The 14,038-nt window shown below is 35.3% G+C and carries 15 protein-coding genes; 5 read left to right on the top strand and 10 right to left on the bottom strand.

What is annotated here, in order from left to right; all coding sequences use genetic code 11:
- The first annotated feature begins 193 nt into the window (after positions 1-193).
- Entirely contained in the window at positions 194-607 is a 414-nt protein-coding gene (locus VNJ50_RS03745; protein ID WP_325579189.1) for a bleomycin resistance protein, read from the top strand.
- A gap of 142 nt (positions 608-749) precedes the next feature.
- Entirely contained in the window at positions 750-1,118 is a 369-nt protein-coding gene (locus VNJ50_RS03740; RefSeq protein WP_325579187.1) for a hypothetical protein, read from the top strand.
- Between the two features lie 18 nt (positions 1,119-1,136).
- Here VNJ50_RS03740 and VNJ50_RS03735 read toward each other — a convergent pair whose 3' ends face one another.
- The 5 genes from VNJ50_RS03735 to VNJ50_RS03715 all read right to left on the bottom strand — a co-directional run bounded on the left by VNJ50_RS03735 (position 1,137) and on the right by VNJ50_RS03715 (position 8,471).
- A complete protein-coding gene (locus VNJ50_RS03735) occupies positions 1,137-2,531 on the bottom strand; it encodes a mannosyltransferase (RefSeq protein ID WP_325579185.1) in 1,395 nt (464 codons plus the stop codon).
- 117 nt (positions 2,532-2,648) lie between these two features.
- A complete protein-coding gene (locus tag VNJ50_RS03730) occupies positions 2,649-4,139 on the bottom strand; it encodes a cellulose synthase family protein (protein WP_325579183.1) in 1,491 nt (496 codons plus the stop codon).
- Positions 4,136-4,828 carry a glycosyltransferase family 2 protein gene (locus tag VNJ50_RS03725; RefSeq protein ID WP_325579181.1) on the bottom strand — a complete coding sequence of 231 codons (693 nt, stop codon included), beginning with the start codon at positions 4,826-4,828 and terminating at the stop codon, positions 4,136-4,138. The genes VNJ50_RS03730 and VNJ50_RS03725 overlap by 4 nt, the downstream gene beginning before the upstream one ends.
- Before the next feature lie 337 nt (positions 4,829-5,165).
- A complete protein-coding gene (locus VNJ50_RS03720; protein WP_325579179.1) occupies positions 5,166-6,764 on the bottom strand; it encodes a 4Fe-4S binding protein in 1,599 nt (532 codons plus the stop codon).
- Between the two features lie 360 nt (positions 6,765-7,124).
- On the bottom strand, positions 7,125-8,471 hold the full coding sequence (locus VNJ50_RS03715) for an FAD/NAD(P)-binding oxidoreductase (protein ID WP_325579177.1): 1,347 nt from the start codon (positions 8,469-8,471) through the stop codon (positions 7,125-7,127).
- A gap of 91 nt (positions 8,472-8,562) precedes the next feature.
- On the opposite strand from VNJ50_RS03715, the gene VNJ50_RS03710 reads away from it, so the two are divergent.
- Together VNJ50_RS03710 and VNJ50_RS03705 are read left to right on the top strand one after the other, a co-directional pair.
- A complete protein-coding gene (locus tag VNJ50_RS03710) occupies positions 8,563-9,582 on the top strand; it encodes a glycoside hydrolase family 113 (RefSeq protein WP_325579175.1) in 1,020 nt (339 codons plus the stop codon).
- A complete protein-coding gene (locus tag VNJ50_RS03705) occupies positions 9,579-10,337 on the top strand; it encodes a metallophosphoesterase family protein (RefSeq protein ID WP_325579173.1) in 759 nt (252 codons plus the stop codon). Before VNJ50_RS03710 ends, VNJ50_RS03705 begins: the two co-directional genes overlap by 4 nt.
- A 64-nt stretch (positions 10,338-10,401) precedes the next feature.
- Here VNJ50_RS03705 and VNJ50_RS03700 read toward each other — a convergent pair whose 3' ends face one another.
- Positions 10,402-10,899 (bottom strand): DUF192 domain-containing protein, encoded by a 498-nt coding sequence (locus VNJ50_RS03700; RefSeq protein ID WP_325579171.1) that lies wholly within the window; start codon positions 10,897-10,899, stop codon positions 10,402-10,404.
- On the bottom strand, positions 10,896-11,729 hold the full coding sequence (lgt, locus tag VNJ50_RS03695) for a prolipoprotein diacylglyceryl transferase (RefSeq protein ID WP_325579169.1): 834 nt from the start codon (positions 11,727-11,729) through the stop codon (positions 10,896-10,898). Before lgt ends, VNJ50_RS03700 begins: the two co-directional genes overlap by 4 nt.
- Positions 11,730-11,959: 230 nt before the next feature.
- On the opposite strand from lgt, the gene VNJ50_RS03690 reads away from it, so the two are divergent.
- The gene (locus VNJ50_RS03690; RefSeq protein WP_325579167.1) at positions 11,960-12,532 is read left to right on the top strand and encodes a YceI family protein; all 573 of its coding nucleotides are present in this window, start codon (positions 11,960-11,962) and stop codon (positions 12,530-12,532) included.
- A gap of 295 nt (positions 12,533-12,827) precedes the next feature.
- On the opposite strand, the gene VNJ50_RS03685 is transcribed toward VNJ50_RS03690, so the two are convergent.
- The 3 genes from VNJ50_RS03685 to VNJ50_RS03675 all read right to left on the bottom strand — a co-directional run.
- Positions 12,828-13,016, bottom strand: a complete 189-nt coding sequence (locus VNJ50_RS03685; RefSeq protein WP_325579165.1) for a hypothetical protein — start codon at positions 13,014-13,016, stop codon at positions 12,828-12,830.
- Between the two features lie 315 nt (positions 13,017-13,331).
- Positions 13,332-13,553, bottom strand: coding sequence for a membrane protein insertion efficiency factor YidD (gene yidD, locus VNJ50_RS03680; protein ID WP_325579163.1), 222 nt, complete (start codon positions 13,551-13,553; stop codon positions 13,332-13,334).
- Between the two features lie 169 nt (positions 13,554-13,722).
- Positions 13,723-14,038 (bottom strand): CysS/YqeB C-terminal domain-containing protein (locus tag VNJ50_RS03675; RefSeq protein WP_422653654.1); only part of this gene is annotated, 316 nt, incomplete at its 5' end.

The following is a 14,038-nucleotide window of genomic DNA, read 5'->3' as shown; positions in this document are numbered from 1 at the left end:
GGCGATTTTTTTGTTTTAATAACTTTTCAATCTCGGAGCCTAAAGTTGTAGAAAATATAATGCACTATCAAAAAAAATAATGTAACTTTAACTTACAAGTGATGTGTTAAATAGAACGCACACAATATATTTACATATTTAATTGCATCTGATCAAATAGAATTTAATAATCAGATAAAAAAAACAACCCATTATGACTGTACAATTTCATTTGGCCTTACCATGCGTAAGCATCAATAAAACACGATTATTTTACGAAGGCATTCTTGGTGCCCAAATAGGACGCTCCGCAGTAAAATGGGCAGATATTAATTTGTTTGATCATCAAATTACATTTACAGAATGTGGACCGTTTAAATTTGATTCCAAAAGCTATAGTTTTAATGGTGATATCTTGCCATCGTTCCATTTTGGAGTGATTTTAGATAAGGCAGAATGGGAGAACGTTAGACAACGATTAATTTCAAAAAATGTTCCTATTGTTTCGCAGGTAAAATTTTTGGAAAATAAAACAGGTGAGCACGAGTCCTTCTTTGTAAAGGACCCTAATGATTATACTGTAGAGTTTAAGTGCTTTTCAAAGGCATCTGACGTATTTAATGCTTAATTAATAATGGTTTTTTTTATCGTTTTCAATAGAAATTGACATCCACGTGCAAACTTCATCACGAATGAGGATGCTAAAAGCAATCGGACTTGTTGTGGCAAACTTCCGAAAGTGAATGTTCCATATCAAAATTGAAAATAACATGAAAACAAAACTTTCTATTGCATTGCCTGTGCTCTGCTTTATTTTAACGTCTGCTAGGTCTTTTCCCGAGACTATTTCAAGCCTTTGTTCAGCCACACAGGATTTAAAAATAGTTGCTGTTTATGATGGCAACGAAGGCTATGGCTATAATTTTGTTGTGCGTCGTAAGGAGGATAATTCAGAGTTTATGATGACTTTTAAAAAAGTCAATGACGCTGTAATGAAGGCGTTTGATCTCGATTCGGAGGTGTTTATTAATAAAAAATTTGAAATAACCTATACACTTAAAGTCGAAGTCACCAAAGATGAAGACGGATTTGATCAAGAGCACGAAATTTATACCATAACGCATTTGAAAGCGTTGTAATATTTGATTTTATAGGATTTAAGAGACTGCCTTTTGGTGGTCTTTTTTTATAGCAACTTCCCAAATGAACACCGAATAAACTATCAAATATTCTAAGCCTATGACCCAAAAGTTTTCTATGTTTTGAGTCGTAGAGTATGCCAGATAACTCAAAATAATAACAAACGACCAAACCAAAGGAAATTTATATTTGGTAAATACGGATAAGATTAGAAGTGTTGCCAAATACCAAGGATGGACCGTTGTAGAAATAAAATAATATAAGGTTATTGCCAAAAGCATGTTGGTAATAAGTTGGATTGTTGTCGTATTTTTTCTGAAGAATGTCAGTGAAATCACAATCAAGATGGTCAAAATAGGAATAAATTTTCCGATAAGTCCAATCTGGTTATAGCTAGTTAATACATATCCAATTTGTCGAGCTATATAATATAAACTGGCATTAAATTCAAAAGTACTAAACCAAAGGCCGACTGTTTTTGAATAATTATTTATAAATTCTGAAGAATAAAAAGGCATAAATAACAGTAAAGTGGTCCATCCGATAATAGCATAAAATCCAATTAGTTTTTTGAGGTTTAGCGTTGACAAGTTTAAGTTTTCAGATTTTTCTTCGGATGGCAATTCATTTTTATTCTTCTTGAAATATTGAAAAAGTAGAGGTAGAAATAACAACGGAATTAATTTGACCGAAACCGATAAAGCAAACGCAATTGCAGCGGTTTTCCAATAATCTAAGTGTAAAAGATATAAACTTAGCAGAAGTAAAAAAATCATAATACCTTCAAAATGCAGGTTTCCGGTCAATTCGATAATTATAAACGGATTCAGGATGTACCAAAATATATGGTGTAACGGCATTTTTAGGCGTTCCAATAGTTTTGTACCGATGTACAAGGTTCCGATATCCGCAGCAATAATAAACGTCCGAAATACAATTACTGATCCTAAAATATTTTTTCCAGAAAAGACCGCGGCTATCATAAAAATGAATTGTTTAATGGGCGGGTAATTTGTAAAATGCCCAGCACTAAGTGAGCCCATACCTTCATAAAGCTCTTGGGCTTGTGCTATAGGGAATTGACCGCTACTAATAAATGAGTCGGGTGTGTGTAGATACGGATTAAAACCTTCCAAAATCATACGTCCATCCCAAATAAACCGATAAAAATCTTGTGACAAATTGGGTGTAGCAATAAAAAAAACAAGTCTAAAAAGTATCGCAATACCTGTTAAAAACTTTAAATCTGGTGTATTGGATTGTATCAGCTTGTAAAAAAGAAAGAACAGTGCGGCGTAAAGCGAAATGAGTTTTATATAATCTGTGCGAAGTAAATCATATGCAAATGATATATAAAATAGGATGCTTATGAGCGCAAAAGCGATTGGAATTTGACGTGATTTTAAAAACATTGTGCTTATCCTTTGATCCTTCAAAACGGCTTATCTAAAAACATTAAATAGTCTTATTGCAAGATAAGTTGTTTTTAGCAGTAATGACGATTAGGATCTTTGAAAATCAAAGGCCAATTATGCTTTTGAAGTCAATGATTTAAAGAAAACAAAGCCAAAACCAGTAAATAGCATCAGATGAAAAGGAAACAATCCAAAATCGCCACCTTGATCTCCAACAATAAAAGCACTATATAGGCCAAAACCAAAATACAGCATTAAAAGGCCTTCAAAAATAACGTTGATAGAGATTTTTTTACGCAAGTATTTATTGCCTTTCCAAGAGTCTTTTAAGGTGCTGATATTGAATTTAGGAGTTCTTACAAATTCACTGCGCTTGCCTAAATGGCCTTCAATAACGGCTATCGAATTATGCAATGAGAAACCCATGGCAATAGAGAAAAACGTAAAAAATAAAACAACATAACTAAAGAAGTTTTTAAATCCGTTGCCGTAAATCTGTTTGAACATCAGCCAGTAGCACACAAAAAAGATGACGGTGCTCATCACAAAGAAGCTCATAAAATAAAAGTAGAACCTTAAATGTGCATATTCATTTTTAATGTAAAGCATTGGGATGCTCAAAACAGCAACCAAAAACACATTCAAAAACATGGTGCTATTTAATAAATGTAGGATCCCGTGAATTTTTGTTCTGAAAGAAATGTTTTTGGCGGTCAGCACGCGCCACATCATTTTTCGGAAATTTTCGGCACCACCTTTATTCCAACGGAATTGTTGTGAGCGCGCGGCACTAATCACCACAGGTAATTCGGCAGGGGTTTCCACATCTTCCAAATATTTGAATTTCCAGTTTTTAAGCTGTGCTCTATAGCTTAAATCCAAATCTTCGGTAAGCGTATCGCCTTCCCAGTTTCCGGCGTCAATGATGCAAGTTTTGCGCCACACGCCAGCAGTTCCATTAAAATTGATGAAATGCCCTTTGCTGTTTCGGCCAACCTGTTCTAAGGTGAAATGCGCATCGAGTGCAAACGCTTGTATTTTGGTGAGTATGGAATAATTTCTGTTAATATGTCCCCAGCGCGTTTGAACGACGCCAATTTTTTCATCCTTAAAATAAGGGATAGTTTGTTTGAGCCAATTTGGTTTTGGAAGAAAATCGGCATCAAAAATGGCAATAAATTCGCCTTTGGCAATTTTTAAGCCTTCTTTTAACGCACCAGCTTTAAAGCCGCTTCGGTCGGTTCGGCAAATATGCTTAATGTCCAAACCTGTGGCTCTTAATTTTTCGACGTGCTTAGCAGTTGTAAGGACGGTTTCGTCGGTAGAGTCGTCGAGCACTTGAATTTCTAGCTTCTCTCTTGGATATTCTATCAAGGCGATATTATCCAAAAGCCTTTCCATAACATACATTTCGTTGTAAACAGGAAGTTGTATGGTTACAAAAGGGATTTCATCTGGATTTGAAAAATCAAAAAGCTGTGATGAATCTTTACGTTTTTTAGCAGCCATATAATTAATCAGAAGATTGAGCTGTGACAGAGCGTACAAGAGAATAAGTAAAAGGGAAATGGTATAAACTACTATGATTAAGGATTCTAGAATCATCTTTTTAAGCTATATTTAAAAATCCAACCTAAGATTTTTGCGCCCGCAAAGATAGAACCTTTTATCGTTCCTGATACTTTTGAGACGCCAATTCTTTTTTTATATTTTAAAGGTACTTCAATATACGTTAAATTATGTTGGAGTGCCTTGAGTTGCATTTCAATCGTCCAGCCGTAAGTTTTATCCTGCATTTTTAAATCCAGTAGTTTTTGATATTTTATGGCTCTAAAAGGCCCTAAATCCGTGAATTTTGCGCCAAACAGAATGCGCATTAAAAACGTGGCCAGCCAGTTGCCAAAGTGTTGTTGTGGTGTCATTGATCCTTTTTCTTGTAAGGATTTTGATCTGGCGCCAATAACGAAATCGATATTATTTTCAAGAATGGGCATTACAATTTTGGTCAGCTCTTCAGGATAATCGCTATAATCGCCATCCATAAAAACAATAATGTCTGGTTTTTGGGATAATTTGGAAATATATTCCATTCCTTTCAAACACGCATGGCCATAACCCATTTGAGGTTGAAATAATACAGTAGCTCCCGCTTTTTGGGCAATTTCTGCGGTATTATCGGTAGAATTGTTGTTTACAACAATCACTTCATTAACGATGGATGGAATTTCATTAATAACAAGCGCAATGGATTCTGCTTCGTTATAAGCCGGAATGATAACTTTGATATTGGGCATTTGGTTGGATAAATGAAAATGTAAAAGTAAGCTTTGTTTTTAAATCATTGTTGAATGTTTTATCACAGAATTATGTTGGGCTTTTCGATGAGTTATGCGCCACTGTGTGAATAGAACGCCGATGACGCTGATTAAACAGATTATTACAGATGTTTTTTACGGATGGATTTTGATTTCCAACTTAGATTTCAATATTTTGACACTGATTTCACGAATTGGCACTGATTGTTTTGAATAAAGATCTTTGCGTTTCAGCGCGAATAGGATTTTTATTTCATGGAGCGACAAATTCGTTAGATATTGACAATTCCTGAAAACTGTGATTCAAAATTGAACACTATCTTTGATTAACCAAATCCATCAAATCCACATCATTTCCTAATAAAACAGAGGTGGCATTAATACGTCCTTTCATACTATCGTTTTCTAATTTTAGAACACCTCTTGGGCAAACTGCTGCACAAATGCCACAACCCACACAACTACTTCTGACAATGTTTTCTCCTTTTTGGGCATAAGCGCGTACATCAATGCCCATTTCGCAATAGGTTGAGCAATTGCCGCACGAAATACATTGTCCGCCATTTGTTGTAATCCTGAAGCGTGAAAATAGGCGTTGTTGCAATCCTAAAATTGCCGCCATCGGACAACCAAAACGACACCACACCCGATTACCAAAAATAGGGTAGAAGCCTACACCAATAACTCCTGAGAAAATACTTCCTATTAAAAATCCGTACCACATTTTAAGGCTCGAAGCCTTGAATATAAAGATGTTTGTGGTATCGCTAAAATAATGCATGGCAATGAGCGCCATGATGACAATAAAATATCCAATCGCACCATATTTGGCGTCTTTGGCCAATTCCTGCCGTTTGAAAATCATGATGAGCGCTAAAACGAAAGTTAGTAATGTAGCTACACTTATTAGAAAAATTTGTTTTGTTAACCAATATTTGCTCGAATCCGTTCCTAAATAAGAATAGATTACGGCGGTTGTCATTAAGGTCACGAAGACTACGACACTATGGATGACCCAACGTTCAATGTTCCATGCTCTTTTGGTTTTATCGCTTAAATGCCTAAACGGATCTCCTGCGGTTTCTGCCAGGCCACCGCAACCGCAAACCCATGAGCAGTACCAGCGTTTGCCGTATTTATAGGTCAAAATTGGGGTGATGATAAAAATGGAAACAACTCCAAAAATCAATAAAGCCAAACCGATATCTCCCGCTTCAATCATCGAATCGACACGGTATTTATCAAAGTTGTAATAATTTAAGGGCCAGATGTTTTTTAAATCGTAATAGGGAAGACTGAACGTATCAGAATTTAGCCGTGCCATAAATTCTGGAATCAAAAACGCAAATGCCAATTGAAAAAACATCACCGAAAAGGTTCGTAATTGTTGGTATTTGTTATGTCGGTATTTGAGCAAGAATTTATATCCAAAAACCAAAATAGCAAGCGTATAAAGTGTTCCATAAACAAACCATTGGCTTGCCGGACCGCCGTTTAATAAAAAACTTAAAGGATCGAACAATGCAATTAATCCGGTGTTCGATGCGCCATTAGTGGCCAATCCCAACCATTCTGCCTTAAAATATAAAACGATGTAAAAAACGGTAAGTACAATTCCTAACGTCCATCCCAAAAGTCCGCGTGAGATCATGGATTTAAACCAAACACCATCGTTTTTAATGCCAGCATGTTTTGATAAATAACTATTGTTTGCAAAAATTACTGTGCCCACAGTAATCATGGCCAATGACAAAGTGAGGAATAATGGTTTATTTGGAAAGTTGACGTTTAGTAGTGCCAAAACCATAATAAATAAACCGATCACGCCAATCGCAACCGCCTTTTTTTGGGTTGCGGAAAGTGCCTGCGCATCAGGTTTGGCAAGAGACATGCTAGAATTTGTTTTAGTGTTCATTAATATTGTTTTTTAGTTTGCCCTCGATACCCTCGACCTATTTTGCTCATCTTAAAAAGTTTGATTGTTTCGCTTCGTGAGATTGCTACGCTAAGTTTCAAAACCTTGTAGGTATATTTTCCAATCTTGACAATTTATTTTGTCAATTATTAAAACCTACGAGGTTTACTTGCTTCGCTTCGTGAGATCGCTGCGCTTAGTTCTAAAACCTCGCAGGTTGGACAAGCTGCTTTTGCTTATTGTTATCCTGTTTTTACTCATCCTGCAAGGTTTACTTGCTTCGCTTCGTGAGATTGCTGTGCTAAGTTTCAAAACCTTGTAGGTATATTTTCCAATCTTGACAATTTATTTTGTCAATTATTAAAACCTACGAGGTTTACTTGCTTCGCTTCGTGAGATCGCTGCGCTTAGTTCTAAAACCTCGCAGGTTGAATATTTCTCTAAAATTTCATTTTCAAAAGTTTTATAAAATTCTGGATCAAAATTGGCTTCTTTTAAATGCTGTATCACATAATCTGTTGATCGCTTTTCAGTCAACCATCGATTAAAAACCTCGTGTCTCATGCGTATTCCAAATGTATTTATGCCCAAAAAACGGTTCGATTGCTGTTCATATTCTATTATAATACTTTTAAGGTCGTCTTCATGTTTCCAATGAAAATGGGTATGTCCTGATTTCGGTTCAGGAAAAACCCAGCCATAAGTTTGATATTCGATATCAAAAAATTTGGCCGAATTGAACCAATGTCCAGGATTGTATTTTATCCGATTTCCGCAAATGGTTTGAGCCACAGTTTCGCCCATCATTCTACCCGTGTACCAAACCGCTTCTATGGCTTTTCTGTGGCCAATAGGTTCCCGTTGTTCGGCACAGTCGCCAATGGCATAAACGTTTTTTATGTTGGTTTCCAAAAACCGATTGACCAAAACACCTCGGTCAGTTTCTATTGCTGTCGTTTTGACCATGTCAATATTTGGGGAAACGCCGGGTGTTAATCCTACCAAGTCACACGGAATTACTTCATCGGTTTCTTCAATAACCACAGCTTTTGCATTTCCATTTTCATCGGATCTAATTTCTTTTAAATTCGATTGTAATCGTAAATCGATACCATGATTTAAGATATGTCGATTTAGCATTTTAGCCTGGCTAATGGGCAGGGTAACATCCCAAAAATTAGCTTCGCGTACTAAAAGAGTAACAGGGATATTTCGGGAATGGAGCATTTCGGCAAGTTCAATTCCTACCAATCCACCGCCAACAATCACCGCGCGTTTGCAAACCTTATTGTTGGGTGCCAAAACCTCAAGTTGCTCTAAATCCTGTTTGCTGTACAATCCTATAACGCCTTTTAAATCTTGGCCTTTCCATCCAAATCTGTTGGTTTTGCTTCCGGTGGCAATTATTAGTTTGTCGTAGTGAAGCGTGTCGCCATTTTCAAAATACAAACAGTTGTTGTGAGTTTCGATATGTTTGACAAATCCAAATTTCAGATCGAGCCGATTTTTTTTCCAAAACCAATCTTCATAAGGTTTGGTATGCTCAAACGTCATGTGGCCCATATATAGATACATCAGTGCGGTACGTGAAAAGAAATATTCGGTTTCGGCAGAAATAATAGTAATTTTTTTATTCGAAAGTTTACGAATATGCCGTGCAGCGGTAACGCCAGAAATACCATTTCCTATGATGACGATGTGTTCCATTTTAAGTCTTTAGATGAGGGTTTTTTATAGGATTTTTATAAAATTTAATTTTTTAAATCCATTTGTTTAAATTTAGGAATAATTAAATGGGATGAGAACTATTTTTCAATTTTTATATGTTGTGATGTTTTGCCTTATAATTTCATGTGGCAGCACAGTTGAAAAGCCGGTAAAAATAAATGGCGTTAGCTTTGTAGCTTCAAGAGATAGCATTAGCAGTAAGCATGTTGATCCATTAATTAACCTGAATGCTAATTATGCATCGGTGATGCCTTTTGGATTTGTCAAGGATCTGGCGCATCCCGAAATTATTTTTAATAATGATCGACAATGGTTTGGTGAGACCGAAAAAGGCATCAAACAGTATATAGAAACCTTGCATAAAAACCAGATTAAAGTCATGATAAAACCACAAATTTGGGTGCGACGTGGCGAATTTACGGGTTTTATAAAAATGGCGCATGAAGACGATTGGAAGATGCTGGAAAATACCTATTCTAATTTCATCCTATCGTATGCAAAAGTGGCGCAAGCTACCAAAGTTGATATGTTTTGCATCGGTACAGAACTCGAAAGTTTTATAGACGAAAGACCTGAGTATTGGCGGCAATTGATTGTTGAAGTTAGAAAAATCTATAAAGGTAAATTAACATACGCCGCCAATTGGAATGAATACGACCGGACACCTTTTTGGGCCGATTTGGATTATATTGGGATTGATGCTTATTTTCCGTTGAGCACTTCTAAAACGCCCACGCTTGAAGAATGCAAAACCGGTTGGAAAACCTATAAAAATGAATTGAAGACGTTTTCGGATACTTTTAAAAAGCCCATTTTGTTTGCTGAATTTGGTTATAGAAGTGTGGATTATGCCGCAAAAGCACCTTGGAAATCCGATCGGGAAATGACTGTTGTGAATTTTGAAGCACAATCCAATGCCATGCAATCCTTGTTCGAAGAAATCTGGAATGAAGATTGGTTTGCTGGCGGTTTTGTATGGAAATGGTTTCATGATTATGAAAAGTCTGGCGGTTCATTAGATTCGCAATTTACGCCACAAAATAAACCTGCTGAGGCAATTATAGAGAAATTTTATAGAAATTACAGATGATGAGAACTTTGGTTATTGGCGATATTCATGGCGGATTGAAAGCTTTAAAGCAAGTGTTGGAAAGGGCAAAAATCACAGCAAAAGATCAATTGGTTTTTATGGGTGATTATGTAGACGGTTGGAGTGAATCGGCGCAGGTAATACAGTATTTAATGCGCTTATCGGAAGTAAATACTTGTGTTTTTTTAAAAGGAAATCACGATATGTGGTGCGAAAAATGGCTGCGGACCAATAAAGCAGAAAACGTTTGGATAAATCATGGAGGAAAAGGTGCAATTGAAAGTTATAAAGATTTTTCTAAGGTAGAAAAAGAAGCGCATCTCCAGTTTTTTGATCAAATGAAAAACTATTATGTAGATGCCGAAAACCGATTGTTTGTTCATGCGGGATTTACTTCAATCAATGGTGTAGAAAACGAATCTTTAGAAAGCACTTTTTATTTTGATCGCTCACTTTGGCAAATGGCCTTGGATTTGCATAAAACTATTGGTAAAAATCCTGAGCTGTATCCAAAACATTTAAAACTTTATAACGAAATTTATATTGGACATACGCCAACCACTATTTATTTTCAAAATGAACCTATGCATGCGCTTAATATCTGGAATGTAGATACTGGAGCCGCGTTTTATGGTAAATTGTCGGCGTTGGATATCAATTCAAAACAGGTTTTCCAAAGCGATCCTTTAATGGAATTATATCCCAACGAAAAGGGGAGAAATGACCGTTCTTTAAATCAAATATTAGGAAAATAAGATGCTGATGTTTTTGATAAACAGTCAACAATTCCCATAAATATCGGAAATTATACTATCAATTCTAATCGATTTTTTTATACTCAATTTTATCGCCAACTTTCAATTGCCATGCGTCTGCTAATCCGGCATTTACTTCAAGGACATATTTTGCCGGAACGTTTGAAGGTAAAGAATCTTCACTATAAGGCTGTGCATTTTTCTGAAAACTGACAATTTTTTTATCAGAATCAATATAAATAATGTCTAAAGCAAATTTGGTATTTTTCATATAAAACCCAAGTAAATCTTCTACCGGGAAAATAAAGAGCATCCCTTGATTTTGTTCCATCGAATCGCGGTACATTAATCCGGTTTGGGTTTGATATTCGTCGTCGGCAATCTCAATATCCAAATTTTTAATGATGCTGTCATTAGCAGTTTTAAGAATAAGCTCACCTTCTTTTTTGAATTCCACTACAACAGGTTTTATAATTTTTTGATCCTCTTTACAGCTTTGAAATTGAAAATTGAAAACTCCTAAAATGACTATTGTTATTAGTGTTACTATGTTTTTTTTCATTTCGAAAGTTGTTTTTTGCTTTTGTACATAAACATAAAATATAAGCCGATAAGAATAAAAGGAATACTTAGCATTTGGCCCGTGTTGAGTGTTGAAGTTGCAATATATTCATGTTCGCTTTGAGGTTCTTTAAGGAATTCCACAAAAAATCTAACGGCCCATAAAAGCACCAAAAAGAGTCCGAACAAAAAACCTTGTTGCTCGCTTTTTTTAGTTTTCCAATAAAAAAACCAAAGTATAATGAACACAAAAACATAACATGCAGCTTCATAAAGTTGCGCAGGATGTCTTGGAAAATTCTCGCCATTTTGGACAAAAACTACTCCAAAATCCGTGCCTGTTGGTTTGCCAACAATTTCTGAATTGATAAAATTTCCAAGTCTTACAAAAACAGCACCCGAAGCCACCGGAATCACCACGCGGTCCAAAATCCAAATGACCGACTTGTACAATACTTTTTTATTGTACAGGTACATGGAAATAATCATTCCTATAGCAGCACCATGACTTGCAAGCCCCTGAAAACCTGTAAATTCAAATCCGCCCTTAAACTTTACGGGCAAGAAGATGCTGAAAAAGTCTTCCGAAAATAATTCACGTTGATAGAAAATAACATGGCCCAAACGCGCACCAAGCATGATCCCGATAACTGAGTAAATGAATAGTGAATCGAGAGATTCTTCAGATTGTTTTTCATATTTAAAAATACGTTTCATGATCAGAAAACCCAAAATAAAAGCGATGATCCACATCACACTATAAAAATGTAATGTAAAACCAATAATATCGATGCCTTTAGAAGGGTCCCAAACAAATTTTAATGCGTACATGAGGAATTATTTAATTAAGAGAGAGTAAATATAATATTTTGAAAAGTAATAAGAGCTTATGCGTTGAAATTTTACAAAAGGTTTAATAAAATGAGATAAGAAAATATAAGTTGTCCGTTGTTATTTCTTATCATAGATCAATCTCAGAACATATTATTTCAATTACTTTTGCACTTGTAATTTTAATTAAAGAAATTACTATAATTGTTAAACTTTTTAAATTTAAAACAATGAGAAACTTATTATCCTTATTTGCAGTGCTTTTTCTTTCGGTGAGTGTATTTGCACAATCGCAGTGGAAAGTAGATCCGTATCATTCTTCAGTAAATTTCAACATATCACATTCTGGAATTAGTATGGTAAACGGAAAATTCTTGGAATATACAGGAAATTTAAATACAAACGGCGAAGCACTGACGGATGCCAATTTCGATTTTACTGTGAACGTAAACAGTATCGATACTAGTGTTGAAAATAGAGATAAACACTTGAAAAGTGCTGATTTTTTTGAAGTGGAAAAATATCCAACAATGACTTTTAAAAGTTCAAAGATATTGGCTACCGGCAAACCTAACCACTATCTGCTCTATGGTAAATTGACCATAAAAGATGTAACCAAAGATGTTATTTTTGATGTCCATTTTGGGGGCATTGCCAAGAATGAGAAAGGTGATAAATTAGGTTTGAAAGCAAAAACGACCATCAATAGATTTGACTATAACATTAATTTCGATCCAACTGCTGCAGGTATTGGAAAAGATGTGAATATTGTCGTTCACTTGCAATTCGCTCAACAAAAGTAAATTAAGTAATAATTAATCCTTGAATGCCTTGTGATGCTTTTTTTAGAAAGGTCGATTTCACAAAGTGTTCAAGGATTTTTTGTTTGTAATAGATTGATAGCTTTGGTAGGTAAAAGGTTTTAATATTTTAATATAGTATTTTAGAAATGTGTTTAGATAGTTGAGGTAATTCGGATTATAGATCAGAAATGTAAATGGTGATACCATTTTTGCTGGGACTTTTTAAGAGGATTTTTACATTTCACATATTAATTCATTTCGCTTAAGCCTATCAACAGAAAATTATTTAAGACATTTACTCACAATCTCCCTCCGTTGTTTCGGTCGTTTTTACAACCTTCAGAACTTCATAAACACCGTCGTAATCGGCTGCAAAAACTTCGTCTGACTTTCCTTTGTCAATAAATTCGATTTCGGCAAAAATGGGTGTATATGGTTTTTGATCTTCTGTTAATTCTTCATAATGGTTTTTTAACTCGTCCATTTTATCCAAAACCCAAAATTTCTTATCGCTTCCACAAGGTGAACAGCTTCATATCTCGTGACCATAAATAAAGTGCCCTTTTAATGTGATGGTTTTGGTGTTCCGCTTATCAATGCGATTGTGAAAATTTTTATGATGTTCATTTTGTTATTTTGGATCTAAATTTACATTATTTGTTTAAACTTGCTGAGGTTATTCCTTTCCTTATTAAAGTTAACGATCAAATTGACACCGCACTAATCGGTAAAACTTCGAAATGATCGTACCAAAGTGCGTGGTTGATCGGCATATGATAAAGTTCGTGAATAAATTTAGTTATGGTACAGGGTCGTAACCACTTCCTCCCCAAGGGTTGCAACTAAAAATACGTTTTATAGACAACCAACCGCCTTTAAAAAGACCATATTTTACCAAAGCCTCTTTAGTGTATTGAGAACAGGTGGGGTGGTATCTGCAACTTGCAGGCGTTAAGGGTGAGATGAAAGTTTGATAGACTTTAATCAGTAATAAAAACGGATATGTGAGGATTTTTTTCAATGGTTTTGATGTTTAAACAGTTTTAGATAAATATGAATTATCTTTTTGTTAAACTGCATTTCTCAAAATAAAGTATGGCTTACTAAAACATCACTTCACTAAACTGCCTTGTTGTTAAAAATAAAATTTATTTCCCCAAAAACTAATTGCGAAACAATTTCAAGACCTATTAATTGGTTGTGAACGTTGTTCCATCCTTCCCATCATTTAGCTGAATTCCTGCTGCCGCCAGCTCGTCGCGTATTTTATCGGAAGTAGCAAAATCTTTATTTGCTCTGGCTTCTTGCCTTAATTGGATTAAAAGTTCTACGGCACCCGATAATTTTTCTGTACCGGTATCTGATTGCTTAGCATTGACCAATCCTAAAACATCAAAAGTAAAGGTATTGATTGTGTTTTTCAGCACGATCAAATCTTCGTGTGTAATGGTTGCCGTGCCTTCTTTTATTTGATTGATAAATTTGACGGCTTCAAACAGATTTGCA

It is taken from the genome of Gelidibacter sp., assembly GCF_035577925.1.
Taxonomy (GTDB): Bacteria; Bacteroidota; Bacteroidia; order Flavobacteriales; family Flavobacteriaceae; genus Gelidibacter.
This window is presented reverse-complemented; position numbering and strand designations above follow the sequence as displayed.